This window comes from Nicoliella sp. ESL1106 (genome assembly GCF_058509965.1).
On the sequence record NZ_CP196340.1, the window covers coordinates 827,754 to 853,394 of the forward strand.

28 protein-coding genes are annotated in these 25,641 nt (G+C 35.2%); 24 read left to right on the forward strand and 4 right to left on the reverse strand.

Going from position 1 to position 25,641, the window contains the following annotated elements; genetic code table 11:
• Positions 1-7 precede the first annotated feature (7 nt).
• From ACSVI6_RS03555 to ACSVI6_RS03660, 22 genes are all read left to right on the forward strand, one after another.
• Positions 8-835, forward strand: coding sequence for a cell division protein FtsQ/DivIB (locus ACSVI6_RS03555; RefSeq protein WP_491716101.1), 828 nt, complete (start codon positions 8-10; stop codon positions 833-835).
• Between the two features lie 160 nt (positions 836-995).
• Positions 996-2,339: a cell division protein FtsA gene (gene ftsA / locus ACSVI6_RS03560; protein ID WP_491716102.1), complete on the forward strand. Its 1,344-nt coding sequence runs from the start codon at positions 996-998 to the stop codon at positions 2,337-2,339.
• Between the two features lie 19 nt (positions 2,340-2,358).
• Positions 2,359-3,618, forward strand: a complete 1,260-nt coding sequence (gene ftsZ / locus ACSVI6_RS03565) for a cell division protein FtsZ (RefSeq protein ID WP_491716103.1) — start codon at positions 2,359-2,361, stop codon at positions 3,616-3,618.
• Positions 3,619-3,644: 26 nt separating this feature from the next.
• Entirely contained in the window at positions 3,645-4,100 is a 456-nt protein-coding gene (locus ACSVI6_RS03570; protein WP_491720473.1) for a cell division protein SepF, read from the forward strand.
• A 19-nt stretch (positions 4,101-4,119) separates the two neighbouring features.
• Positions 4,120-4,401: a YggT family protein gene (locus ACSVI6_RS03575; protein ID WP_491720474.1), complete on the forward strand. Its 282-nt coding sequence runs from the start codon at positions 4,120-4,122 to the stop codon at positions 4,399-4,401.
• A complete protein-coding gene (locus tag ACSVI6_RS03580; protein ID WP_491716106.1) occupies positions 4,398-5,180 on the forward strand; it encodes a YlmH family RNA-binding protein in 783 nt (260 codons plus the stop codon). The genes ACSVI6_RS03575 and ACSVI6_RS03580 overlap by 4 nt, the downstream gene beginning before the upstream one ends.
• Before the next feature lie 15 nt (positions 5,181-5,195).
• Entirely contained in the window at positions 5,196-5,843 is a 648-nt protein-coding gene (locus tag ACSVI6_RS03585) for a DivIVA domain-containing protein (RefSeq protein ID WP_491720075.1), read from the forward strand.
• 240 nt (positions 5,844-6,083) lie between these two features.
• Complete coding sequence (ileS, locus tag ACSVI6_RS03590) at positions 6,084-8,882, forward strand: isoleucine--tRNA ligase (protein ID WP_491716108.1); 2,799 nt, start codon at positions 6,084-6,086, stop codon at positions 8,880-8,882.
• A gap of 52 nt (positions 8,883-8,934) precedes the next feature.
• A complete protein-coding gene (locus ACSVI6_RS03595; RefSeq protein WP_491716109.1) occupies positions 8,935-9,144 on the forward strand; it encodes a cold-shock protein in 210 nt (69 codons plus the stop codon).
• 60 nt (positions 9,145-9,204) lie between these two features.
• Entirely contained in the window at positions 9,205-9,750 is a 546-nt protein-coding gene (locus ACSVI6_RS03600; RefSeq protein ID WP_491720475.1) for an NUDIX hydrolase, read from the forward strand.
• A complete protein-coding gene (locus ACSVI6_RS03605) occupies positions 9,751-10,065 on the forward strand; it encodes a hypothetical protein (protein ID WP_491716111.1) in 315 nt (104 codons plus the stop codon). It abuts the gene before it with no gap.
• Positions 10,066-10,077: 12 nt separating this feature from the next.
• The gene (locus ACSVI6_RS03610; RefSeq protein WP_491716112.1) at positions 10,078-10,770 is read left to right on the forward strand and encodes a 5'-methylthioadenosine/adenosylhomocysteine nucleosidase; all 693 of its coding nucleotides are present in this window, start codon (positions 10,078-10,080) and stop codon (positions 10,768-10,770) included.
• A gap of 21 nt (positions 10,771-10,791) precedes the next feature.
• Complete coding sequence (locus tag ACSVI6_RS03615; protein WP_491720476.1) at positions 10,792-11,946, forward strand: cysteine desulfurase family protein; 1,155 nt, start codon at positions 10,792-10,794, stop codon at positions 11,944-11,946.
• Between the two features lie 12 nt (positions 11,947-11,958).
• Positions 11,959-12,300 carry a hypothetical protein gene (locus ACSVI6_RS03620; protein ID WP_491716114.1) on the forward strand — a complete coding sequence of 114 codons (342 nt, stop codon included), beginning with the start codon at positions 11,959-11,961 and terminating at the stop codon, positions 12,298-12,300.
• 102 nt (positions 12,301-12,402) lie between these two features.
• The gene (mnmA, locus tag ACSVI6_RS03625; RefSeq protein WP_491716115.1) at positions 12,403-13,530 is read left to right on the forward strand and encodes a tRNA 2-thiouridine(34) synthase MnmA; all 1,128 of its coding nucleotides are present in this window, start codon (positions 12,403-12,405) and stop codon (positions 13,528-13,530) included.
• A gap of 113 nt (positions 13,531-13,643) precedes the next feature.
• A complete protein-coding gene (locus tag ACSVI6_RS03630) occupies positions 13,644-14,303 on the forward strand; it encodes a histidine phosphatase family protein (protein ID WP_491720477.1) in 660 nt (219 codons plus the stop codon).
• Positions 14,304-14,319: 16 nt separating this feature from the next.
• Entirely contained in the window at positions 14,320-15,042 is a 723-nt protein-coding gene (locus ACSVI6_RS03635; protein ID WP_491720478.1) for a tetratricopeptide repeat protein, read from the forward strand.
• Between the two features lie 9 nt (positions 15,043-15,051).
• A complete protein-coding gene (recD2, locus tag ACSVI6_RS03640) occupies positions 15,052-17,463 on the forward strand; it encodes an SF1B family DNA helicase RecD2 (protein WP_491720479.1) in 2,412 nt (803 codons plus the stop codon).
• Between the two features lie 195 nt (positions 17,464-17,658).
• Positions 17,659-18,645: an aldo/keto reductase gene (locus ACSVI6_RS03645; protein ID WP_491716119.1), complete on the forward strand. Its 987-nt coding sequence runs from the start codon at positions 17,659-17,661 to the stop codon at positions 18,643-18,645.
• A 157-nt stretch (positions 18,646-18,802) separates the two neighbouring features.
• Positions 18,803-20,236 (forward strand): arginine-ornithine antiporter, encoded by a 1,434-nt coding sequence (arcD, locus tag ACSVI6_RS03650; protein ID WP_491716120.1) that lies wholly within the window; start codon positions 18,803-18,805, stop codon positions 20,234-20,236.
• A 12-nt stretch (positions 20,237-20,248) separates the two neighbouring features.
• Entirely contained in the window at positions 20,249-20,707 is a 459-nt protein-coding gene (locus tag ACSVI6_RS03655) for an arginine repressor (RefSeq protein ID WP_491716121.1), read from the forward strand.
• A 118-nt stretch (positions 20,708-20,825) separates the two neighbouring features.
• Complete coding sequence (locus ACSVI6_RS03660; protein WP_491716122.1) at positions 20,826-21,041, forward strand: hypothetical protein; 216 nt, start codon at positions 20,826-20,828, stop codon at positions 21,039-21,041.
• A gap of 77 nt (positions 21,042-21,118) precedes the next feature.
• Here the strand turns inward: ACSVI6_RS03660 and ACSVI6_RS03665 are convergent, their stop codons facing one another.
• The 3 genes from ACSVI6_RS03665 to ACSVI6_RS03675 all read right to left on the reverse strand — a co-directional run bounded on the left by ACSVI6_RS03665 (position 21,119) and on the right by ACSVI6_RS03675 (position 24,044).
• Positions 21,119-22,072 carry a diacylglycerol/lipid kinase family protein gene (locus ACSVI6_RS03665; protein WP_491716123.1) on the reverse strand — a complete coding sequence of 318 codons (954 nt, stop codon included), beginning with the start codon at positions 22,070-22,072 and terminating at the stop codon, positions 21,119-21,121.
• A 71-nt stretch (positions 22,073-22,143) separates the two neighbouring features.
• Complete coding sequence (rnjA, locus tag ACSVI6_RS03670) at positions 22,144-23,826, reverse strand: ribonuclease J1 (protein ID WP_491716124.1); 1,683 nt, start codon at positions 23,824-23,826, stop codon at positions 22,144-22,146.
• Between the two features lie 2 nt (positions 23,827-23,828).
• Complete coding sequence (locus ACSVI6_RS03675; protein ID WP_491716125.1) at positions 23,829-24,044, reverse strand: DNA-directed RNA polymerase subunit epsilon; 216 nt, start codon at positions 24,042-24,044, stop codon at positions 23,829-23,831.
• Positions 24,045-24,217: 173 nt separating this feature from the next.
• Between ACSVI6_RS03675 and ACSVI6_RS03680 the strand changes: the two genes are divergently transcribed.
• Positions 24,218-24,676 carry a hypothetical protein gene (locus ACSVI6_RS03680; protein WP_491720079.1) on the forward strand — a complete coding sequence of 153 codons (459 nt, stop codon included), beginning with the start codon at positions 24,218-24,220 and terminating at the stop codon, positions 24,674-24,676.
• Positions 24,677-24,708: 32 nt separating this feature from the next.
• On the opposite strand, the gene def is transcribed toward ACSVI6_RS03680, so the two are convergent.
• Positions 24,709-25,269 (reverse strand): peptide deformylase, encoded by a 561-nt coding sequence (gene def, locus ACSVI6_RS03685; RefSeq protein WP_491716127.1) that lies wholly within the window; start codon positions 25,267-25,269, stop codon positions 24,709-24,711.
• Between the two features lie 80 nt (positions 25,270-25,349).
• Between def and ACSVI6_RS03690 the strand changes: the two genes are divergently transcribed.
• Positions 25,350-25,628 carry a UPF0223 family protein gene (locus ACSVI6_RS03690; RefSeq protein ID WP_491716128.1) on the forward strand — a complete coding sequence of 93 codons (279 nt, stop codon included), beginning with the start codon at positions 25,350-25,352 and terminating at the stop codon, positions 25,626-25,628.
• Positions 25,629-25,641: the final 13 nt, after the last annotated feature.

Consider the following 25,641-nt stretch of genomic DNA (forward strand, 5'->3'; position numbering starts at 1 on the left):
TTGTTAGATGGTTAAAAAAATAAAATTTGATCAAAATGATTCTGTTAAACAGACTCCTTGGGAACAATATCAGAAGCGTTATCAAAAGAGTCAAAAGATAAAGAAAAGTTATTTTAGCAATAATCCACTTAACTTTAAATTTAATTTAGTGTTATTTAAGTTTAGTCTTGCTATGAGCATCTTATTGTTATTGTTACTTTTTCTTATATACTTAGTTTCACCATTAAGTAGGATTGCTGGACGTTCAGTTGAAGGGGAAAAGAAACTAAATTCTAGTGATATCGTTACCTCAATGCCAATAAAAAATGGCGATTCAGTAATTTATGCTTTTAATCATCATCAACAAATTATTAATGATTTTTTAAAGCGAAATCCACAGGTTAAGACCGCTGACTTTAAAATTACGAACTTTAATCATGTTCGGTTTAAGATAGTGGAATATGGTACAGCTGGTTATTTGTACAGCAAGGGTAAATATTATATTGTCGTTGATAATGGCGAAATAATAAATCGGTATTTACTTTCACCATCAACTAATTTGCCAATTTTCGTTAATTTCAAACCAAATAATAATTTAAAATCAATTACAATTCAGTATAGTAAATTATCCAAATCAATTAAGAGTAACATTATTAAAATTCAAAAGGATCCGACTAGTTATAATCCAGAAAGGATTAAATTGACTATGCACGATAAAAACATTGTATATGCAAAAAGTGATACTTTTGGTTCGAAAATGAATTATTATCCTTCAATTGTTTCTAAAATAAAAAAACCATCCGTGGTTAACTTAGAAGTGGGGGCTTATTCATATCCAATCAAAAGTAAAAAATAATGTTAATTCTTATTAGTTAATCTTTTGTAATTAAGCTGTTTGTGTTAAAATTATCATGATTTTAAACGATTTATTATTACTATAAATATAAATAAAATGGAGTCAATTTTAATATCAATTATTAAAAATAATCTAATACATTGGAGGTTTCCCGGCTAATATGGATAATTCAGGATTATATGTTGGACTGGATATTGGAACGACCTCAATCAAGGTTATTGTTGCTGAAGAAGTTAAGGGACAAATGAATGTCTTAGGAGTTGGAAATTCTAATTCTGAGGGTGTTGATAGGGGAATCATCGTTGACATCGATAAAGCAGCTCAATCAATTAAAAACGCGGTAAATCAAGCTGAAGAAAAGGCTAGCATCCAAATTCAAGATGTTGTAGTTGGAATTCCCGCTAATTTGATTAAGATTGAACCTTGTAGCGGAATGGTTGCAATTTCTGATCAATCAAGAGAAATTAAAGATACGGATGTACAACAAGTTACGATTTCTGCAATGGTAAAGAACTTACCACCAGAGAGACAGGTTATTGATGCAATTCCTGATCAGTTTATCGTTGACGGGTTTGATGGAATTAAAGATCCACGTGGAATGGTTGGGGTCCGCTTAGAGATGCGTGGTCATATTATTACGGGACCTAAGACCATTATTCATAACGTTGAACGAGCAGTTCAAAAAGCAGGCTTAAACATTGAATCTACGATTGTAAGTCCACTAGCATTGGGAAAATACCTACTTGACGATGGTGAACAGGATTTTGGGACGATTTTAGTTGATTTAGGTGGTGGTCAATCTACTGCTTCAGTAATTCATGATCGCCAATTAAAGTACACTACCGTCGATAAAGAGGGTGGCGAGTTTATTACTAAGGACATTTCAGTAGTTTTAAACACTTCAATGGAGAGCGCTGAAAAGTTAAAACGAGACTACGGTTATGCTGATTCAATGGATGCTTCCGACGAAAGTAAGTTTCCAGTTGATGTTGTTGGCCAGAGTCAGTCTTCTCAAATATCAGAAAAAATTCTTTCTGAAATCATCCAGGCACGCCTTGAACAAATATTTGACCGTCTCAAGCAAGGTTTAAGTAGCGTTTCAGCTTTGGGATTACCAGGTGGGATTGTACTTACTGGTGGTGTTTCAGCACTTCCAGGGATTGATACTTTGGCAGCAGATACCTTTAATAATAATGTTAAGGTATTCGTTCCAAATCAAATGGGATTAAGACATCCTTCATATGCATTGTCATTAGCTTTGGTTTCATATCGAGCTAATATGAGTGAAATTGAAGTGCTAGTTCGTTCTGTCCTAAAAAGCGGTGCAACATTTAAAGCGAATAACATTGATAATAATGTTGATTCTAATGATCACGATAATGAATTAGAAGATGGGCAGTTTGATGAAAACGAATCTTATGATGAGCCCAAATCACGTTCTAAAAATAAAAAGAAGATTGGTAAATCAATTACTAATTTTTTTCGCAACTTACTTGACGACTAATTAAACGGAGGAATTTACAATGGAATTTTCACTAGATGCATCTGAAAATAAGGGTGCCAAAATAAAAGTAATTGGGATTGGTGGCGGAGGTAGTAATGCTGTTAATCGAATGATTGCGGATGATGTAAAGGGTGTTGAATTCATCGTTGCAAATACTGATGTTCAAGCATTAGATACCTCTCAAGCTGAAACCAAAATTCAATTAGGGCCTAAGTTAACACGTGGGCTAGGAGCCGGTTCTAACCCTGAAGTGGGAAGTAAGGCAGCTGAAGAAAGCGAAGAAGCAATTGGAGAAGCCCTTGAGGGTGCCGACATGGTTTTTGTTACTGCTGGAATGGGTGGTGGTACTGGTAATGGAGCTGCGCCAATTGCAGCCAAAATTGCTAAGGATCAAGGCGCCTTGACCGTTGGGGTTGTTACCCGTCCATTTAGTTTTGAAGGACCTAAGCGTTCTCGCTATGCTGCCGAGGGTGTTTCAGCCTTAAAGGAAAATGTCGATACCTTAATCGTGATTGCTAATAATCGCTTGTTAGAAATGGTTGATAAAAAGACCCCAATGATGGAAGCTTTTAAAGAAGCTGATAATGTTTTACGGCAAGGGGTCCAAGGAATTTCAGACTTAATTACAAACCCTGGTTACGTTAATTTGGATTTTGCTGACGTTAAGACAGTAATGCAAAATCAAGGTTCAGCTTTAATGGGAGTTGGCTCTGCTACTGGTGAAAATAGAACTGCTGAAGCAACTAAGAAAGCCATCTCTTCACCATTATTAGAAGCTTCAATCGATGGTGCACAACAAGTGCTTTTGAATATTACTGGTGGGCCTGACTTATCATTATTCGAAGCTCAAGATGCTTCTTCGATCGTTGCTCAATCAACTAGTAGTGATGTTAACATTATCTTTGGGACTTCAATTGATAAGGATTTAGGAGATGAAGTTCGAGTTACGGTTATTGCAACTGGAATCGACAAGGGAAATAGTGACCATCCACAAACGACTAGAAATATTAACGCTGGAAATGCTACGACCCCTAGAAGTAGTGACCTAAACAATAATAATGTGACTAAACCTCGCCACCAATCTCAGGTCGATCCTGTTGATAATTGGGATATTAATAATCAACCATCAAATGGTAATGATCAACGGAATTCAGAAAAAGAACATTCTAGTTTTGACCCATTTGACGCTAATAATATTGACACAAATTCGAACAACAATAATGATGATTCAGATGATGATTTACCACCATTCTTCAAGTTTCGTCGTCGTAATAAATAATTCATTACTTGAGGGGAGTGGCTCTTTTGTCTGATAAATTTAAATTTAGTAAATTTTTTGGCCTTGACGATGATGATGAGGATGAATTGCAACGGCCTAAAAAGGATAATATTAATCAATCAACACCTCAAATTCACCATGAGAAGCCAAAACCAAATCCTTCCTTTTCGCAAAATGATAAGAAAATTGTTTCAATTCAACAAAAGCAAACCCCAAATAGTAAAATTTCAATTTTTGAACCACGCATTTATTCAGATGCTAAAAAAATTGCCGGTAGTTTAATTGATAATAATGCCGCAATTGTTAACTTTTCGCATACAGATAGTAATTCTGTGACACGGATCATTGATTTTTTAAGCGGGACGGTTTTTACTCTAGATGGCAATGTTGAACGAATTGGCAGTCGGGTTTTTCTTTTCACTCCTCACAAATTTGAAATTGATGGAGATGAGAAGAAGGGTTTAGGTGATCGCTTTAGATAAGGAGCTGGACTAACAAAATATGCTAGTTACCACTATTGACCTGTTCTTTTTTATTTTAAATGGATTGATATCTATTTACATGTTAATGATTGCAGTTAGCTGTTTATTAACATGGTTACCAAACGCTTCGTTTTCAACGTTTGGTCAATTTATTGGTCGATTTGTAAATCCATTTTTACGGTTATTTAGTTTTGCAAGAATTGGAATGGTGGATATATCGCCATTAATTGCTTTAATCTTGCTCCAATTACTGCAGAGTGTTTTAGGAAGAATTGAATTCCTGGTATTAAGTTTATTATGAATGCAAATATAGAACAACATTTTAGAAAAGATGAAATTCCTTTTTTGGAGTTAATGGATGACTTGGTTAACCAGTCAATTAATGAATATCGTCCAATTTTAACTAGTTTTTTGAACCCCAGACAAGTTTATTTATTAACGATAATTGTTAATAGTCATGAAGATGTTAGTCTTTCTTGTTTCGGGGGATTACATAATTCTGAAATGAAACGGGCTTTAGTTTATCCTAGTTATTTTGAACCAACAACTGATGATTTTAGACTGTGTCTTTTTGAAATTAATTATCCAGTTAAATTTGCTAATTTACACCATAGTCAAATTTTAGGCACTTTAATTGGTTCCGGAATTGAAAGAAACGTGATTGGTGATATTCTATTTGATGGGACTCGCTGGCAGTTCGTAACTGAGGTTGAGATGGAAACGTACCTAAGAAATCAAATTGATCGAATTGGTAAGATTAAAGTCCATTTGAAGCCGTTACCCATTAATAAAATGATTGAACCATTAAATGAATGGAAAACAATCAATACAACGGCATCATCACTTAGAATTGATAATATTATTTCAAAAGGATTTAATATTTCGAGAAACATTGCCAAAGAGTTGGTTACACATGGTAAAATACATTTAAATTGGGGTGAATTTAATCGCCCTGATTATGAACTTGAAATTAATGATGTTTTATCAGTTCGTGGATATGGACGGCTTAAAGTTACGCAAATAACGGGTGTTAGTCGCCGTAATAAGTTGCGGATTAGTTTATCGATACTAAAAAAATGATCTGGGGGAATGAACATGGTATTAAGTCCACAGGATATTCATAACAAAGAATTTTCAGTTAAAATGCGCGGGTATAATATTGATCAGGTTAATGACTTTTTGGATCAAATTATCAAGGACTATCAAATTACAATTAAGCAAAATGATGATTTAAGGGCTGCTTTAAATGATACTCAAGCCAAGCTAAAACACTTTAATGATTTGCAAAATTCGCTTAATCAATCAATTTTAGTTGCTCAACAAGCCGCTGATCAAGTTAAAAATAGTGCCAATGGTGAAGCACAGGTGGTCGTTAATAATGCTAATCAACAAGCTAATAATATTATTAACGACGCTAATCAACGTGCTAATCAAATCATTTATGAAGCTACCCAACAGGCAAATTCTTTAAATTCGGAAATTAGTACATTAAAGCAATCTACTAAATCATTTAGAGAAAAAATCTTACATTTACTACAGGGTCAGCTAGACTTTATCCAAAGCAGTAATTGGGATGACGTTTTAAATACTGGTCAAGATAAATCTATTAATGATTTATTGCATAATCTTGACAACTCACAATCTAAGAGTGTAGAATCAAATCAAGATTCAAATATGGTTAGTGGACCAAATCAGTTTGGTGATCCAACCGTTGTCTACTATCCAGATGGATCTTCAAGATAAATTTAATAATAATTATTGAATGGGGTAGCGAAAGTGTAAAGTTCCTTAAGCGAGTCGGAGAATGGTGAGAGTTCGACAGGATCATTTTATTATTTTCCATCAACCCTGGCTATTATACATAGTCAATTCAATTATCAAATAAGAGAATTTATATATTCTAAAATTGGGTGGTACCACGGAAGATTTCGTCCCTTGGATGAGGTCTTTTTTTGTATATAAATTCAAAAGGAGTGGATTGGAATGCGAGTAAAGGATACATTGAATTTAGGTAAGACCAAATTTAAAATGCGCGGTAACTTACCAGTAAAAGAAGTTGAACGCCAAAATGTATGGGCAGAAAATAAAGTTTATGAACAACGCCAAAAGTTAAATGAAGGCAAGCCTTCTTTTGTACTTCATGATGGACCTCCATATGCTAATGGTGATATTCACATGGGACACGCAATGAACAAGATTTCAAAGGACTTTATCGTTCGTTACAAATCCATGAATGGCTTTAGATCACCATACGTTCCTGGTTGGGATACTCACGGTCTTCCAATTGAACAAAAGCTTACTCAAGCTGGTTATGATCGTAAAAAAATGAGTACCAATGATTTCAGAAAATTGTGTCATGACTATGCCTTAAAGCAAGTTGACCGTCAAAAAGCTGAATTTAAGCGTCTTGGGGTTGGTGGAGAATGGGATAACCCATACCTAACTTTAGCGCCAGAATTTGAAGCTGCTGAAATTAGAGTTTTTGGTAAGATGGCAGAAAGTGGTTTGATTTACCGCGGTTTGAAGCCCGTTATTTGGTCATGGTCATCTGAATCAGCATTGGCAGAAGCCGAAGTTGAATATCATGACGTTACTTCCCCATCCGCATTTTATGGTGAAAAAGTGGTTGATGGTAAGGGTGTCTTAGATGATAATACTTATTTAGCTGTTTGGACCACTACTCCTTGGACCATTCCAGCTTCAATGGGAATCACGGTTTCAGCTGATTTTGATTACTCAGTTGTTAAACCAGAGGGTGACGATCGGAAGTTTGTTGTTGCTACTGACCTATTAAGCAAGGATGCTGAATTGTTCGGCTGGGACAATTATGAAGTAGTGAAAACCCTTAAGGGTAAGGATTTGGAATATGTTGAAGCAGAACATCCATTTGATCCTAGTCGTCATTTATTAACGATGTTGGGTGATTTCGTTACTTTAGATGCAGGGACTGGGTTAGTGCATACCGCTCCTGGATTTGGGGACGATGACTACCAAGTTGGTAAGAAGTATGGCTTAGACGTTTTCGTTGATGTTGATTCCAAAGGATACTTAACTAAGGAAGCTGGTAAGGACTTCGAAGGAGTCTTCTACGAAGATGCGAACCAAATTTCATTAGATAAGTTAAAAGAATTAAACTTAATGCTTAAGTACATGCCAATTGAACATAGTTACCCATTTGATTGGCGGACTAAAAAACCAATCATTTATCGAGCAACGACCCAATGGTTTGCTTCCGTTGATAAAATTAAGGACAAGATTTTAGCAGCGATTGATGAAGTTAAATTTAAGCCTGACTGGGGTCAAAAGCGGCTTCACAATATGATTGCTAACCGTGGTGATTGGGTAATTTCCAGACAACGGGTTTGGGGAGTGCCACTTCCAATTTTCTATGGTGAAGATGGGACCCCAATCATTGAAAAAGAAACTGTTGACCATGTTGCCGATCTATTTGGCAAGTACGGTTCAGATGTTTGGTTTGAACGTGAAGCTAAGGATCTATTACCTGAAGGCTACACTAATGAACACTCACCAAATGGTAAGTTTACCAAGGAAAATGACATCATGGATGTTTGGTTCGATTCTGGTTCCTCTCACCAAGGGGTGCTTGCAGAACGTTCATACCTTACTTATCCATCTGATATGTACTTGGAAGGGTCTGACCAATACCGTGGTTGGTTCAACTCTAGTTTAATCACTAGTGTTGCTGTTTCTGGGCATGCGCCATACAAACAATTGGTCTCACAAGGATTTACACTTGATGGTGAAGGTCACAAGATGAGTAAGTCCCTTGGAAACACGATTGCACCTTCAGAAGTGATTGAGAAGATGGGGGCAGATATCGTTAGAACCTGGGTTACTTCAGTTGATACTTCTGCTGATGTACGGGTTTCAATGGCAAACTTTGTTAAGGTGTCTGACAGTTACAAGAAGATCAGAAATACGATTAGATACATGCTTGCTAATACTAGTGACTATGATCCAAAGACGAATGCGGTGCCATTTGAAAAAATGAGTGCTTTAGATCAATTTATGTCAGTAAAATTGAACCACTTTATTGCTGAAGTGAAGGGTTACTATGACAGCTATGATTTCTTGAGCATTTACAAGACCGTATTGAAGTTCGTGAATGCTGATCTATCAGCTTTCTACTTGGATATTGCCAAGGATATTTTATATATTGATGCTAAGGACAGTGCTTCTAGACGCTCAATGCAAACCGTTGTGTACAATGCAGTAGTTGCATTAACGAAGTTATTAACCCCTGTAATGCCACACACAACTGAAGAAGTTTGGCAATTCTTGAAGGAACCAGAAGAATTTGCACAATTATCAGAAATGCCAGTTCCAGAAAAATTTGCGAACGAAGATGCATTACTTACTAATTGGAATCAATTCATGAATGTTCGTGAGAACGTTTTGAAGTCGCTTGAAGAAGTTCGTGATCAAAAACTAATTGGGAAGGCTTCAGAAGCTAAGTTAACCCTTTACCTTAGTGAAAAAGATCAACAATTATTACAAGACTTAAATACCAATGTTAAACAAGTGCTATTGGTTTCTCAACTTGATGTTAAGGATTACCAAGAAGCTCCTGCTGATGCTGATAAGTACGGTGATGATGTTGCGATTACCGTTGAAAAGGCTGAAGGTAAGGTTTGTGAACGTTGTCGTTTAGTTACTCAAGATGTTGGGGCTGATCCTGACTATCCTGAATTCTGTCAACGTTGTGCCGCAATTGTTAAACAAGAATTCCCTGAAACTGCTACTGAAGGTTTCACTGAATAATCAAAAAGCTGGGAGTTTTCCCAGCTTTTTTAATTAGAAAGGAAATGATGAAATGTTACTTGGAACTGTTTTAGAATACGATAAAAATAAGGGGTTTGGGTACATTAGAGAAGCCGATAAAAATAAGTTATTTGTTCATTTTTCCGCAATTGTGGGGGATGGCTTTAAGACGCTTACGCCTGGTGAACAGGTGCAATACGTAGTTGTGAACGGTCAAAAAGGTCCTCAAGCAGCGAAGGTGCAACCAATTGAAACTAATTAAATTGCAAAGTGAATTAATTATCGCTAAAATTATAATAGTTAATGAAAATAGGTGATATTAATGAATTTAGAGGAAAAGGTAATCAAAAAAGAGCCTAAGTATCATGGTTCGATTATCGACGTTGAAAAACAAACGGTTTTATTACCTAATGGTCAAGAGGCTAGTCGTGATATTGTTTATCATTCTAAAGCGGTAGCTGCTCTTGTAATCACAGCGGATAATAAAATGTTGATGGAAACTCAATGGCGGGCACCAGTCCAGGAAGTAACATTGGAAATTCCCGCAGGTAAGGTCGATTCTAGAGATACTGGTTCTTCTGAGGAAGCGATGATAAGGGAGTTGAATGAAGAGGTTCGTTATCATGCTAAGACTCTAAAACATTTGACTGGTTTTTATACCTCGGTCGGTTTTTCGGATGAATATATGGACCTCTATTTAGCAACGGATTTACAACCAGTTAAAGACGAGTTGCCACGGGATAAGGGTGAATACTTGGGAATTAAAGAGTACTCACTAGCAGAGGCAAAGGCACTATTGAATAGTGGTAAAATAAAGGATGCTAAGACTTCAATGGCAATCCTCTATTGGGAATTACTAAGTAAGTAGGTGGTTTTAATTAGCGAGAATAACCATTTTGATTCTGATGATGATTCAAAATATCTAACCAGAGAACAGTATCGCAAACTCCGTAATCGTGAGAATAATGATACTGAAATTGGTGTAACTACTGATGATGAATTTGATGATCAAACGTTTAGTCGTCAAAAGAAACGTGAAAATCAAATTTGGGAAGATAAAGAAATGAAGCGCAATATCGCTGAGCAACGTTCTAAAAAGTTAGCTCATCGTTTAGATACGTTCATTTTATTATTTGCGTTAGGGATAATCGCCGTATTATTAGTGCTATTTTTTGTAAATTAAGGAGTGTTTTTGATGAAATACGGAATTTTATGTGCAATGGATGAAGAAATTAAGAGTCTTCATGATAATTTGGAAAATGAAACGAAAAAGAACATCAAGGGAATTGACTTTTTTGCTGGGACAATCAACGGTGAATCGGTAGTATTAGTAAAATCAGGAATTGGTAAAGTCGAAGCTGGAATTACATCTGTATTATTAGTGACTGAATTTGATGTTGACATTATTATTAACACTGGTTCTGCTGCTGGAATTGGTAAGGGATTATCGGTGGGTGACGTTGTAGTTTCAACTGAAACTGCTTATCACGATGCTGATGCAACAGCTGCCGGCTATGATTATGGTCAAGTCCCAGACCAACCAGCGCGTTTCAAAGCTGATCAATCGTTTGTTGACAAGGTAATGGCTGCAGCTGAATCAGTTGGGCTAGAAGCCAAAACCGGTTTAATTGTTTCTGGCGATCAGTTTATTGCTAGCCAAAAGCAAATTGATAATATTTTAAGTCACTTTCCAGATGCGCTTTCCAGTGAAATGGAAGGGGCCGCAGTTGGTCAAGTTGCCAATCAATTCCACATTCCATATGTTGTGATTAGAGCAATGTCCGATGTTGGTGATGAAAATGCTGATATGAGTTTTAATGAATTTGTGGTTGAAGCTGGTAAACGATCTGCTAAGATGATGTTGAACTTTTTACAGAACCAAAATTAATAAAGGGATAGGTGGCTAAATTTGAACGAAATTTATTTAGATAATGCAGCAACAACCCCAATTGCTGATGAAGTTTTAGCCGACATGAACGATAAATTTAAAAATGTTTTTGGGAACGCCTCAACGCTTTATGGTTTAGGGCGGCAATCCCATAGTATTTTAGAGGATAGTCGGCATGTAATCGCCAAAAGTATTAATGCTAATGATAATGAAATTGTGTTTACTAGTGGTGGCTCTGAAAGTGATAACACCGCTATTATCCAAACCGCTGAATCTAGACAGGCACTGGGAAAACACATTATTACAACTGCGATCGAACACGAAGCAGTATTAAAACCATTACAGTATCTAGAAACAAAGGGGTTTAGGGTAACTTATCTTCCCGTTGATGAAAATGGTAATATTTCAATTCAAGATTTAAAAGATGCTTTAGATGATGAAACCATTTTGGTTACAATCATGAGTGGTAATAATGAAGTCGGAAGTCGGATGCCAATTCATGAAATTGGTGAATTGCTAAAGGATCATCAAGCTTGGTTTCATACTGATGCCGTTCAAGCATACGGGTTAGTTGATATTGATGTTAAGGCTGACCATATTGATATGTTGTCAACTTCAGCGCATAAAATTAACGGTCCGAAGATGATGGGCTTTTTATATCGGCAAAGTCAGATCAGTTTCCCTAGTTTTATTAAGGGTGGTGATCAAGAAATGAAGCGTCGTGCTGGAACTGAAAATGTTCCTGGAATTTCTGGCTTTGCAACTGCAGTTGCTTTGGTGGACCCAGTTGAAAAGAAGCGTCGACAAGCAAAGTATTACCACTTCAAGGAAATGATCATTAACGGGTTGACCGATAACGGAATTGATTTTGAAGTAAATGGCCAGGTATCGCATGCAAACCTAAATCACGTGTTGAATCTCTGGTTCAAGGGAATTTCAACTTACGTTTTACAAACGAATCTTGATCTGGCTGGCATTGCAGTTTCAGGTGGTTCCGCATGTACGGCAGGTAGTATTGAACCTTCCCATGTTTTAGTTGCGATGTTCGGGAAACAAAGTCCACGGATTGGTGAATCAATTCGGGTCAGCTTTGGTAATTACACAACTGAGGAAGATATTAATGCATTCATTAGTGAAACTACTAAAATTATCCATCGATTAAAAAAAGATAAATAGGGGGGATGCTCAATGGCTTTTTCAGATGTTGATCAATTCACTGGGGATGACCGTAATTTTAAAGTCAGTCCTGAAATTAAGCAATTTACGTTGCTAGACTTGGGCTTTAAAAAATTAAATAATGGCAGTTTTGTTTTAAAACAGTTACTAAGTGGTGTGAACCCCAACATTGGATTTAATTTAAAAGTATCAATTAGTAAGGATTTAAAACAGTTGAAATTAGCTGTTACCGATGCTAAGGGATTACGCAAGGTAGACCTTTTTAAGGACGACAAGCATCCTGATGATGTTGAACAGCTAAATTATCAAATTCAAAACTTAATTTTAAGAAAGGTGCTTACATTAGCCAATTAATTTGCATTTCTTTCTTTTAGTTAGTAAGATATTAAATACTGGAAATTGCGACCTTCAAATCGTGGATTCTCAGAAATCTAAAGAAATGATGGTGATAAACAAATGACCGATAATAGTAAAATTCGGGTTGTTGTTGGAATGAGTGGTGGCGTGGATTCTTCCGTGACTGCTTACGTTCTAAAACAACAAGGATACGATGTGGTAGGAGTTTTCATGAAGAATTGGGATGACACCGATGAAAATGGTGTCTGTACCGCAACTGAAGACTACAAAGATGTTGCTAAAGTGGCTTCTCAAATTGGGATTCCCTACTACTCAGTTAACTTTGAAAAAGAATATTGGGATCGGGTCTTTACTTACTTTTTAGACGAGTATAAGAAAGGCCGAACTCCAGATCCCGATGTAATTTGTAATAAGGAAATTAAATTCAAGGCGTTTTTGGACTATGCCCTAGAATTAGGTGCTGATTACATTGCAACTGGCCATTATGCTCAATTATATCGTGATGAAGATGGCCATAATCATTTGTTGCGGGCAACCGATTCCAACAAAGATCAGACTTACTTTTTAAGTCAACTTTCTGCTGATCAATTAGATCGGGTCATGTTCCCATTGGGCGGGATGATCAAGCCACAAGTTCGTAAAATTGCGCGTGAAGCAAACTTAGCTGTTGCTGATAAGAAGGATTCAGTTGGGATTTGTTTCATCGGTGAAAAGAACTTCAAGAACTTTTTGGGTCAATACCTTCCCGCTACTCCTGGTAAGATGATGACCTTTGATGGTCAAGAAAAGGGCCACCATGACGGTTTAATGTACTATACGATTGGCCAACGTCGGGGCCTTGGAATTGGTGGCGATGGTAAAGATAATCGTCCATGGTTCGTAGTAGGGAAAGACCTCTCTAAGAACATCTTATACGTTGGTAAGGGGTATGAAAATGAGCATCTTTATGCTGATTATCTAGATGCTTCCGATGCCTTTTGGGTCAATGATATCTCAGAGCGGGGAAGTGAGTTTCACTGTACCGCTAAATTCAGATATCGCCAAAAAGATTGTGGCGTTACCGTGAAAGTTAGCGCTGATCAAAAACGGATTCGGGTCATTTTTGATGATCCAGCACGTGCTGTTACCCCTGGTCAAGCAGTTGTGTTATATGATGGTAAGGAGTGCTTAGGTTCCGCCATTATTGATGCAGCATATCAAAATGAAGAAGTTCTTCAGTATATTTAAATTTTAATCTGAAAATAAAAACACCTTGCAAACGTATGGTGTTTTTATTTTATCTAAATTCAGTTTATAATGAATATGAGATATTAATTTATTAGAAATTATGGGGTAAAAAAATGAAAATTTATTTTATTCGCCACGGAAAAACTGAATGGAACTTAGAAAGTCGTTACCAGGGGGCTGGTGGAGATTCGCCACTTTTAAAATCTAGTTATCAAGAAATGGATCAATTAGCGGCCTTTTTTAAATCGATTAAATTTGAGCACGTTTTTGCAAGCCCAATCAAGCGCGCTAGATACACAGCTGAGCGGATTAGAAATCAACTTGACTTTGTGCCAAAAATTAGTTTGTGGAATCGATTAGAAGAATTTCACTTAGGCAAAATGGAAGGCCAAAAGTTTGACGATGTAAAAAAAGCGTTTCCAGAACAATTTAATAACTTTAGAGAACATCCAGAAAAGTACGATAATAGTGAAATTGGTGGTGAAACCTTTCAAGAGGTAGTAGCACGGATGCTACCCGCCATTAAGTTGATTGTTAATGATTATCCGTTAGATAACCAAAATATAATGGTAGTGAGTCATGGAGCAGCCTTGAATGCACTGATTAATTCATTGTTAGGCGAAAAGTTAGCAGACTTACGTAAGCGCGGGGGATTATCAAATACTAGTACCACGATTTTGGAGACCAATGACAATGGAAAAACATTTAAATTGATTAAGTGGAACGATACAGAATACTTATCTAGAAAGTTAGATTCAACCGATACAATTTAATCAGGAAGTGATAATAATGACTGAAAATAATGATTTGAATCAAAATCAAGAACACCAAGAGGCGGTTGCCAAGCAACGAGAAGCGAAACAAAAGGCAGCGGATGCAACACTGCATAAATTAGTTCAAGATATTGATGATCATCCGCATGATTACAGAACTTATTATGATTTAGGGACCTTTTTAGTTCAACTACGTAATTATAATCAAGCAGAAGAATTATTGATGAAGGCGATGGGGTTGTTCGCTGATCGAAGTAAAAAAGCCCAAAATACCCTAATGTACGGATTAGGAAACGTTTATTATGCTGCTGGAGAGTATGACAAGGCAATTCAACAATTTAATCAAATTGATGACCAAAAATTGCAATTTGATTCGTATCTTATGGTAGCGCAAAGTTATATGTCTAAAAAGAATTATAAGCGGGCAGTTGTATTTGCATTGACAGCACAAGGGATGCGTCGCCAGGATCCATCCGTTAATCGGATTTTAGGAGATAGCTTATTGGCACTGGGGAATTTTGCTGAATCTGCACAGTTCTTTGATGTCATTTTAAAAAATAATCCGAATGATGGAAAGGCTAATTTTGATCGTGGGCTCGTATCCATGGTGCTTGGTGAACCGTTTGACGATTACTTTGCTAAAGCTGAGCAATATGATAAAACCTATTTTGATAAGGGTCAAAGTCGGTTAAGTGATATTGAAAAATTTATTCAAGTTCAAAAAAAGAAGCATAAATAATAATCTGTTATGGAGGAATTTATTTTGGATCAAACGAACGCTCCTCAAATTAATGAACCCTTTTTTATCGTTGGAACGATTAGGGCAATTATCTTTGAAGATTCAGAAAATCATTTTAAGTTAATATCAGTTAATATTCAAAAAAAGAACTTTAATTGGGATAGTGATAATATTGTTGTCCTGGGTACTTTTGGTGAAATGGAAAAAGGAACGGATTATCGTTTTGAGGGGAAATTAATAAATCACCCTAAGTATGGGAAAGAATTTAAAGTGAATAAGTATGAAATGCAGACGATTAATACAAATCGGGGACTAATTGCATATTTATCAAGTGATGAATTTCCTGGAATTGGTGAAAAAACTGCTGAAAGGGTTGTTGAATCGTTAGGAACGAATCTAATTAAAGATATTATTCATGATCCAAAGGTACTAAATTCTGTTGATTTAACCCAAGAGCAACGTGATTCAATCGTTGAGGGGGTGCAAAATAATAATGGATTTGAACAAATTATTATTGAGTTAAGTAACTATGGATTTGGAACGAGACTTTGCACTAAAATTTATGATGAATATGGGGAAAGTACCCTTTCAGTAATTCGGAAAAACCCATACCAGTTAGTTGAGGATATCAAGGGGATTAGTTTTTATAAGGCTGATCAACTTGCTAAAAAAGTTGGTGTGGATGATAGTAACGGTGGTAGGATTCGCGCTGGGATAATGAACGTTTTAGATGAGTTATTAATTAGTCAAGGGTGCACTTATACTGACGTTCAAACCGTAGTTGTTAATTCGATGTCACTGTTAAATGATAGTCGAAATGGTTCAGTTAATGTCGACGATGTTAGTGCTCAAATGATGGAGCTAGCCAATGATAATAAAATTGTTGGTGAGAATGGGCGAATTTATTTAAAGAGTATTTACGATGCTGAATGGCAAATTGCTGAAAATTTAAAAAGAATTATGGATAATGATGATTCTAAAACAAAAGATGAGAATTATATCAATAAGATGATTAAGGAAATTGAGTTTGATAATCAAATCAATTATGATCAATCCCAAGTTAATGCTTTGAAAAAAGCAATGCAATCTCAATTATTTTTGTTAACCGGTGGACCAGGAACTGGTAAAACTACAATTATTAAGGGGTTAATCACTTTATATGCAAAGATTCATGATTTATCACTATCAATTCGTGATTATAGTAGTAATTATCCATTTGTGTTAGCTGCACCTACTGGTAGGGCAGCTAGGAGAATGCGAGAAACGACTGGTGTGGAAGCTAGCACAATTCACAAACTATTGGGATTGAATATTGATGACGATAATGAAGACAAAGATTTTGATGGATATAATATTCATGGTGATATTTTAATTGTTGATGAGATGTCAATGGTAGATACTTATCTGTTTAGAAGGCTAATCTGTGCAATCCCTAATAATATGAAGGTAATTCTAGTTGGTGATAAGGATCAATTACCATCAGTTGGCCCCGGTCAAATTTTTAGTGATTTATTAGAATCAGGAGTCATTCCAAGTCTAGAATTAAATACTATTTATCGCCAAAATAATGATTCAACAATTATCGATTTAGCACACAATATTAAAAATGGTCAGTTACCATCTAACTTTAAGGATAAACAGTCTGATCGTTCTTTTATTTCATGTAATTCTCAGCAAGCGGAATCAGCGATTTCATTTGTCGTCAGTAAGGCACATGAAAGAGGATTTACCGCTACTGATATACAAGTATTAGCACCAATGTACAGGGGAATGATTGGAGTTGACAATTTAAATGCTGTTATTCAAGAAATTTTGAACCCTAAAACTAGTGCAGATCAAAAAGAAGTTAAGTATAAAGATTTTAAATATCGAATTGGCGATAAGGTTTTGCAATTGGTCAATAGTTCTGAAAATAATGTTTTTAATGGTGACATTGGAAAAATTGTAGGAATTGATATTAATAAAAATAGTAGTAAGGACAATTTAGTAATTGCTTTTGATGATGTTGAGGTAACTTATCAAAGAAAGAATTGGGATCAAATCTCATTAGCTTATTGTACGACCATTCATAAAGCACAGGGAAGCGAATTTAAAATGGTCATATTGCCAGCTTTCCCCCAATATGGAAGGATGTTGAAAAGAAATTTATTGTATACTGCGGTTACACGGGCAGCTAATTTATTGATAATGGTTGGGGATTTTGAATCGTTCGTTCGTTGTGTTCACGATAATCCAATTCGAAGAAGGACCAGTTTGGTTGAACGTATTAGAATGACGATGAATGGTAATAATAAAACTCAACCTCAACCTAAAAATGCAGATCAAAGTGGTTCAAAAGATAAAATTTTAACTGATGACCTGATTAAAAGTAACTCAATAGATCCAATGATTGGGATGGATGGGATTACGCCCTATAAATAGGGAATTAAAGTAAACGATAATGATGCTAATAAACGATTTATTCTTAGCTGAATGTTTTATTTAACTAATATTTTAATAAGTAAAATTAAGGGGCAAACCAATGAGTTTGCCTTTTTTGATTTCAATTTCTTGACTGGATTTATAAAGCAACTTATTATTTATTTATAGTTTTTAATAAGATTAGGAGTGAGTTTAATGTATAAAGCAAGCGATAATCGATATGATAATCAAAAAGTAAGGAGAGCTGGTAATTCGGGTCTTCAGCTGCCTGCACTTTCTTTTGGAATGTGGCATAGTTATGGTGATGACGCTAATTTTAAGGACAGTGAAGCAGCTATTTTAGCCGCTTTCGATCGGGGAATTTTTAGCTTTGATTTAGCCAATAATTATGGTCCTGGTTCTGGAGCTGCAGAAAGAATGTTCGGACAGGTGTATCGTGCTGACTTGAAGCCTTATCGGGATGAACTAATTATTACTACCAAGGCCGGTTATCATATGTGGCCTGGTGTTTACGGGTCATTTTCATCTAAGAAAACACTTGTTGCAGCATTAGATCGGAGCCTAAAACGAATGGGCTTAGACTATGTTGATATTTACTATAGTCACCGTTTTGACCCTAATACAAGTCTAGAAGAAACTGCGGAAGCACTTGACGGAATAGTTAGATCAGGCAAAGCTTTATACATCGGAATTTCTAATTATTATAGTAAAGAAGAACAGGAAATCATGAAGTACTTTAAGGAATTGCATACGCCATTCGTAGTCAATCAAATGTCATATAATTTGCTTAATCGTGAAATTGAAGATGATGGGACGATTGATGCCTTAACTAATGCTAATAAGGGACTAGTTGCTTATGGACCACTTGCAGAGGGATTACTTACTGATAAGTATTTGAACGGGATTCCTGATTCATTATATTTACACAGTACGAACAGATTCTTAGTTAATAATGGGACTGATTCTGCTGTAAAAAGAATCAATGCATTAAATGATTTGGCTAAGAATAGAAACCAGACCTTAGCTCAAATGAGTTTATCATGGTTATTGAATAATCCAGCAGTTACTAGTGTTATTACTGGGGCTTCAAAAGTTAATCATTTGGAATCTAATTTAAAGGCTTTGGACAACGTTTCATTTACTAGTGATGAATTAGAAGCAATTGACCGCATTACTAAATAATAGTTTGATTGATTGGAAAACGAGAACAGCTAATGCTGTTCTTTTTTTATAAAAAAAATCACCATTTTATAAAAAATTGCGTTATAATTGATAAATGTGTCTTATTATTCATTAAATCGTATAAATATTAAACATATAATTAAGGAGAGATGATATAATGCCTCATATAAGGCGTAAATTAAGCCTATTAGAACTAGTAGGACTAGTAATTGGTGCAATTATTGGTGGTGGTGTTTTTAACATTATGCATGATATTGCAACTGGAGCAGGTGCTGGTGCAGTCATTATTGGTTGGGCGATTACCGCCATCGGAATGTTATCCTTAGCATTTACATTTCAGAATTTAACTAGAAAACGGGCAGATCTAGATGCCGGAGTTTTTAGTTATGCAGAAGCTGGATTTGGTAAGTATATGGGATTTAATTCGGCTTGGGGATATTGGCTTTCTACCTTATTAGGAACTGTTGGGTATGCAACCTTATTAATGAGTGCCATTGCTTATTTTTTACCAATTTTTGGAAATGGTCAAAATATTTGGTCAATTCTAGTTGCGTCTTGTGTACTATGGGGCTGTCATTTTATGATTTTACATGGCATTGAATCAGCATCCTTTATAAATGTGATGATAACGATTGCAAAATTAATTCCAATTTTTCTTTTTATTGTGGTAATGATCATCGCTTTCAAGCTTAACGTTTTTACTACTGATTTTTGGTTTACCAAGACGGGTCATTTTGAATTTAGAGATGTTTTATCCCAGGTGAGAAGTACGATGTTAGTTACAGTCTGGGTATTTATTGGTATTGAAGGAGCTGTGGTTTTTTCTGGGCGGGCTAAGAATCGCAATGATGTTGGAAAAGCTACTATTCTAGGGTTAATTATTGTGATTTTAATTTATATGTTGATTACATTATTATCATTTGGAGTTATGAAGCAGGCAGGCCTATCTCATTTAGGACAACCTGCAATGGCAGCACTTTTAGAAAGGGTGGTTGGTAAATGGGGGGCCATGATCGTTAACTTAGGATTGATCATTTCGGTTGCTGGGGCATGGCTATCTTTTACGATGTTTGCTGGTCAGTTACCCTATGAGGCTTCTAAGGCAGGAACTTTTCCTAAGTTCTTTATTAATGAGAATGAAAACGGCGCCCCAGTTCATTCTTTAATAGTTACTAACACTATTGTTCAATTATTTATGTTTACCTTTTTATTCACTAATAGTGCTTATAATTTATTTTATTCGATTGCCAGTGCTGCAATTTTGATTCCATATTCTTTTTCTGCTTTCTATCAGTTAAAATATTCAATTCAATTCGATCAAAGCGCAGCTCGTAACAAGAATATCGTAATTGGACTAATTGCTAGTGTTTATACTTGCTGGCTTTTATATGCAGCTGGAATTCATTTTATATTATTAACAACGATTTTATTTATGTTTGGCATTCCTGTGTTTTACTACTTACAAAAATATGATAATCACCAAACGGTTATTTTTAAATGGTATGAAAAAATAATCGCAGTGTTTATTTTACTGTTCGGTGTCTACGCTTTACTTGGGTTATTTTTAGGGTATGATAGTTTTTCGTATTAAGGAGTGATTTTAATGAAAAAAGAAGTTCGTCAATCTGCAATTGAAAGAATTATTAACCAGTTTCCAATTTCTAAACAAGAACAATTAATGCATAAGCTAAAGGAAGCTGGAATTGATGCTACTCAAGCAACGATCTCTCGTGATATTCGGGAAATGAATATTATTAAACAACAGGATGGTAATAATTGGCGTTATACAGTTTATAAGAACGATAATCCGAATGAATTGACCCATCTATATGAAATGATTAATGGGGCGGTTACATCTGCTGAAAAGATTCAATTTATTAACGTTATTCATACCCTGCCTAGCTATGCAAATACGCTTGCTGCAGTTATTGATGACTTAAGTCTTGACTGTATTTCGGGAACGTTAGCAGGGCATGACACAATTGTAATTTTTTCATCTAGTAATGATTATGCTGAAACGGTAAATCAAATGTTTATTGAGCATTTAAACTCTGATCTTTAATAAAAATTAAGCAAAACTATTAACAAATTTATGAATTAGTGTTATATTACCCTTACGCTTTATTTTAAATAACGAACTAAATAACTATAATTCATATATATTGTTAGGAGTGGTTACAGTGAGTAATAGATTTGAACTTTTGGTAGAATATAGACAGGCGGCTAAGGAGTTAGAGAATTTAAAAATCAGTGAGGCAGCTAATTCTAGAATATTAGCCAAGGGGAATAGTACTATTACCATTGAACCAGAGTATGGCAATAAAATGAAAACACTTACTAAAAAATGTAATACATTAAAGATGATCTTAGAAGCAATGGATGCTTCCGAAGATTAAAAATGGGCTGTTACATAAGTCCCATCAAAAAAATAGTTAGTGATAAGAAATTTTTTCTTATCACTAACTATTTTTATTTACACAACTAATTTAAACTGAGTAACACCGAATTTAGCATTATAGAAATGTCCACCAAGTTCTTCATTATCAATATTGCCATATTCGATTGATGGGATACTAATTTTAATACTTTTACAATCAAAAGAATGAACGGATTTAAACTTAGGTTGTTTTCCCATAAACATCAAAAAAATCGACCAGGTTACTATTAATATATTTTTATTTTCCATTATTAAAATATTTAGCGAAGGTTTTTTGATACTTGCATTTGGCATGATTTTTTTATTATTGTCAAAATATGGACCATTATAAATACATACCCATACTACTTTTGAAAATTGCTCTCTATGGCCATTTAAATACATATACATGGGGAATTCCTTAATTGCATATAAATTAACTAAAATGCGCCAAAACCGTCTAATTTTTTTAAAATGTTTTTGAAGCCATTTCCAATGATAATTAGATTTACTATTTAATAAATTGGACTCAAAACCGATTCCCATGTTGTTTAAAAAATAATGGTACCGTTTATTAAAGTTGTTAAAGTAGTAACCTAAATTAATATCCAGTACTGTAGAAGCATTTAATACATTTTGTAGGGCAGTCTGCCAATTTTTATTAATACCCATTTCTAATGCAAAGTTGTTGTTTTTACCAGTTGGAATTAGTGCAATTGGAAACTCTTTTAATTGTTTATTCTTAAGGAGGGCGTTTTTTTGACCACTAATAACTTGATTAATTGTCCCATCGCCACCAATTACCAATAGAACGTTATATAAGCGATCATTATCATAATAATCCTTAGTATATTGTTCTGTAATCAACCTTGCATGGTTGTGATATTCAGTTATTCTATATTGATAATTAATTTTACTGGCATCCAATTGATTCTTAATCAGTTGCCAAGTATCCATACTTTTACCATTATTGGAAGTTGGATTGATAATTATCAGGTATCTGGCTTGCAATGGGGATTACACTCCTTTATAAGTTATTTAAAAAAGCGAATTCAATCATGAATTCGCTTTTTCATTAAAGATTAGTGTTTGTTCATAATTAGCATTGGCAAGATTAATGGATGACGTTCGGTCTTATTGAATAAAAATCTTTGTAAGTCATTAATAATCGCACTTCGAATAGTAGCTTCAGTAGCGTGCTTATTATGCATGGCTCTTCTAATGGTTCTAAATACTAATTTTCGACCTTCATCTAAAAGCTTACCAGATTCGCGCATATAAACAAATCCACGTGATAACAAGTCTGGACCAGATTGAATTTCTTGTTTATTTAAATTAATGGTAGCAACAACAACAACTAATCCTTCTTCAGAAAGAATTTGACGATCATGAAGAACGACGTTACCAATATCACCAATTCCATTTCCATCAATATAAACGTCTCCAGCAGTGAAATGACCGGCAATTCTAGCAGTATCCTTAGTTAAAGCTAATACATCTCCATTAGCCATGATAAAACTATTTTTAAGTGGAACTCCACATTGTTCAGCTAATTCAGTATGGATCTTTAACATTCTATATTCACCATGAATAGGCATAAAGAACTTTGGCTTCATTAAACGAAGCATTAATTTTTGTTCTTCTTGACCTCCGTGACCTGAAGTATGAATGTTGTTTACTTTCCCATGAATTACCTTTGCACCGGCTTCTTCTAACTCATTGATTACCTTATTAACACTAACCGTATTTCCAGGAATTGGATTACTTGAAAATACAACGGTATCATTTGGTTGGATAGAAATTTGTCGATGGGTACCATTGGCAATTCTTGAAAGAGCGGCCATTGGTTCACCTTGCGAACCAGTACATAGGATTAGCGTTTTATTGGCAGGGAGGGAAGAAAGGTCAGAAGCATCAACAAATGCATCGTCTGGAATATCTAGATAACCTAGTTCACGTCCATTTACAATGGCAGCTTCCATACTTCTTCCGAATACGGCAATTTTACGATTATGGGCCAATGCTGTGTCACAAGCAGTCTTAATTCTTGAAATATTAGAAGCAAAAGTAGCGAAAATAATCCGCCCTTGAACTTCATCAAAAATATGACGAACGGACTTACCGACCCATTTTTCAGACTTAGTCCAAACTGGCCGTTCGGCATTGGTACTATCTGACATTAAACAAAGAACGCCTTCTTCACCAAGGCGAGCCATTTCATGAAGACCAGGTGGCTGGTTAGTAACTGGCGTAAGATCAAATTTATAATCACCAGTTTGAACGATTACCCCAGATGGGGTATGCACAGCAATTCCTAAAGTATCAGGAATCGAGTGGGTAGTTCTGAAGAATGAAACACTAGTTTTTCTAAATTTAAGGACTGAATTTTCATCAATTCGATGCATTTCAGCACTTCTCAATAAACCATGTTCTTCCAACTTGTTTTTAATTAAAGCTAGCGCTAGTGGTCCAGCATAAATTGGAACATTAAGGTCTCTTAATAGGTATGGAACCCCACCAATATGATCTTCGTGTCCATGGGTAATAACCAAGGCTTTGATTTTATCGCGATTTTCGATTAAGTAATTATAATCTGGGATAACATAATCAACACCTAATAAATCATCTTCAGGAAACTTAATTCCGGCATCTATTAGGATAATTTCGTCTTGAAATTGAACTCCATAGGTATTCTTTCCAATTTCACCTAAACCACCAACGCCATAAATAGCTGTTTCGTTATTTTTGACGTTTAGTTTTTTCATAATTATTTAAACTCCGTAATTTTAAAATCAGGGCTCTTCTTTTCATATTCAAGATGGTTACCCTCTAGTGGTTCGACGTATTCGATGTTGTAATCTTTAATAGATTCAACCATTGATCTGGCTTCGACTTCAGTACCAGCCTCAACATACATACTCTTAGTAGTTTCTCTTCTAGGAGTACGTTTGATAGAGTCTTGATATAAAACTTTAAAAATCATACTTAATAATCTCCTTTTTAATTTTATGTAAACTTTTTTGTATCGTTCGCGTGCTATAAGCACTAAATTATCCTAATTTTAGCATATTCGAAATAATAAGTATAGTATAGCTACATATAATTGATTGCGTGTTAAAATAAATTAATAATTAAGTCAGAGGAGTTGATCAAGGATTGTTTTGGGAAGCTTTTTTAGGAATTATTATTGCGATCATTGTTTATAACTTAGTCCATTGGATTTTCGTTGTTAATCCAACCAAAAAAGCACAATTAAAATCCGAAAAACACTGTCAAAAAATTTTAACTGATTTTTTAACCCAGCTTGGTAATAATGAATATAATTTGAAAATCATTCATTCTAAGGTGTTATCTGATGTCTGGGGACGTGGCATTCAAGTTTTTGAATATAAACTGGATTCTGATAAACATAATGTTAACGATAAATTGTCATTTTTAAAGCAAGGATTAACGAGCCTATTTGAACGCAGAAATTTAAATACGGCCATTGATGATTCTCAAATTAAAATTACAGACTTATGGCAGTATGATAATTTTGTCCACATTGAGCTGGCATACATTGTTAACCAATCAACTAGCGAATATATTAATGATATCGAGCGCTTAACTGAATAAAAAAAGACGCTGCTAATGCAACGTCCAGTTTATTATCCAATGAAAATTTCATCGTCTGAGCGTGAAAATGGGTTCTCCCCGTCAATATGGTCATAGAATAAAGTTCCATGAAGATGGTCGATTTCATGTTGGCAAACAATGGCTGGATAGTTTTTGAGCCTAACTTGATGTTCAGTTCCGTTTACATCTTGGTATTTAAGTGTAATTCTAGCGGAGCGTGGAACGTAGCCAGGGATGTCCTTATCAACGGATAAGCAACCTTCGCCTTCAGTAAGCGCACATCTTTGAACAGCGTTTGAAACGATAATTGGATTAATGATAACATCCTTAAAAATAGGATGGTCTGGATCTTCTTCGTTTGGAACAAGAACCGATGCCATCATTTCACTAACGCCTACCTGAGGAGCTGCCAGGCCAACACCAGCTCGAAGATGATATTTCTTACAAAGTTCCTCGTTTTGACTGATCTCTAAGTATTCCATTAAATCCTTAGCTAATTGTTGATCAGAATCACTTAATGGAAATTTAACTTTTTGAGCTTGTTTTCTTAGGACGGGATCGCCGTCTCTTACAATATCTTTCATTAAGAACAAATTAATTCCCTCCAAATTCTTTACACTTAATTTTATCACATTTTCTTTTTTAGTAATAATATAAATAAGGGGTCTTAAAAATGAAACCAAATTACCAGTATCCAATGTTTGAAGACTGGAGTCGTGATGAATTAACCCAGGTATTTAAGCTATATCAACTAGTTGAAGATGCATATGAACTCAATCAAGGGGCCGATTGTCAAAAATTGCTCACTGCATATACTAATTTTCAAAAGATCGTTCCTGCTAAGGGTGAACAAAGAACGATTGAACGTGAATTTGAACATAACTCTGGTTACAACATCTTTAAATGCGTTAAGGCTGCTCGGGCTTCCGATAGAAAAATGTTTAAAATATAGGGCTATGCTTTGA

Bases quoted from the DNA above. Each gene is read 5' to 3' on its own strand.
- ACSVI6_RS03555 (WP_491716101.1), top strand. From the start codon at position 8: ATGGTTAAAAAAATAAAATTTGATCAAAATGATTCTGTTAAACAGACT.
- ftsA (WP_491716102.1), top strand. From the start codon at position 996: ATGGATAATTCAGGATTATATGTTGGACTGGATATTGGAACGACCTCA.
- ftsZ (WP_491716103.1), top strand. From the start codon at position 2,359: ATGGAATTTTCACTAGATGCATCTGAAAATAAGGGTGCCAAAATAAAA.
- ACSVI6_RS03575 (WP_491720474.1), top strand. From the start codon at position 4,120: ATGCTAGTTACCACTATTGACCTGTTCTTTTTTATTTTAAATGGATTG.
- ACSVI6_RS03580 (WP_491716106.1), top strand. From the start codon at position 4,398: ATGAATGCAAATATAGAACAACATTTTAGAAAAGATGAAATTCCTTTT.
- ACSVI6_RS03585 (WP_491720075.1), top strand. From the start codon at position 5,196: ATGGTATTAAGTCCACAGGATATTCATAACAAAGAATTTTCAGTTAAA.
- ileS (WP_491716108.1), top strand. From the start codon at position 6,084: ATGCGAGTAAAGGATACATTGAATTTAGGTAAGACCAAATTTAAAATG.
- ACSVI6_RS03595 (WP_491716109.1), top strand. From the start codon at position 8,935: ATGTTACTTGGAACTGTTTTAGAATACGATAAAAATAAGGGGTTTGGG.
- ACSVI6_RS03600 (WP_491720475.1), top strand. From the start codon at position 9,205: ATGAATTTAGAGGAAAAGGTAATCAAAAAAGAGCCTAAGTATCATGGT.
- ACSVI6_RS03610 (WP_491716112.1), top strand. From the start codon at position 10,078: ATGAAATACGGAATTTTATGTGCAATGGATGAAGAAATTAAGAGTCTT.
- ACSVI6_RS03620 (WP_491716114.1), top strand. From the start codon at position 11,959: ATGGCTTTTTCAGATGTTGATCAATTCACTGGGGATGACCGTAATTTT.
- mnmA (WP_491716115.1), top strand. From the start codon at position 12,403: ATGACCGATAATAGTAAAATTCGGGTTGTTGTTGGAATGAGTGGTGGC.
- ACSVI6_RS03630 (WP_491720477.1), top strand. From the start codon at position 13,644: ATGAAAATTTATTTTATTCGCCACGGAAAAACTGAATGGAACTTAGAA.
- ACSVI6_RS03635 (WP_491720478.1), top strand. From the start codon at position 14,320: ATGACTGAAAATAATGATTTGAATCAAAATCAAGAACACCAAGAGGCG.
- recD2 (WP_491720479.1), top strand. From the start codon at position 15,052: ATGGAGGAATTTATTTTGGATCAAACGAACGCTCCTCAAATTAATGAA.
- ACSVI6_RS03645 (WP_491716119.1), top strand. From the start codon at position 17,659: ATGTATAAAGCAAGCGATAATCGATATGATAATCAAAAAGTAAGGAGA.
- arcD (WP_491716120.1), top strand. From the start codon at position 18,803: ATGCCTCATATAAGGCGTAAATTAAGCCTATTAGAACTAGTAGGACTA.
- ACSVI6_RS03655 (WP_491716121.1), top strand. From the start codon at position 20,249: ATGAAAAAAGAAGTTCGTCAATCTGCAATTGAAAGAATTATTAACCAG.
- rnjA (WP_491716124.1), bottom strand. From the start codon at position 23,826: ATGAAAAAACTAAACGTCAAAAATAACGAAACAGCTATTTATGGCGTT.
- ACSVI6_RS03675 (WP_491716125.1), bottom strand. From the start codon at position 24,044: ATGATTTTTAAAGTTTTATATCAAGACTCTATCAAACGTACTCCTAGA.
- ACSVI6_RS03690 (WP_491716128.1), top strand. From the start codon at position 25,350: ATGAAACCAAATTACCAGTATCCAATGTTTGAAGACTGGAGTCGTGAT.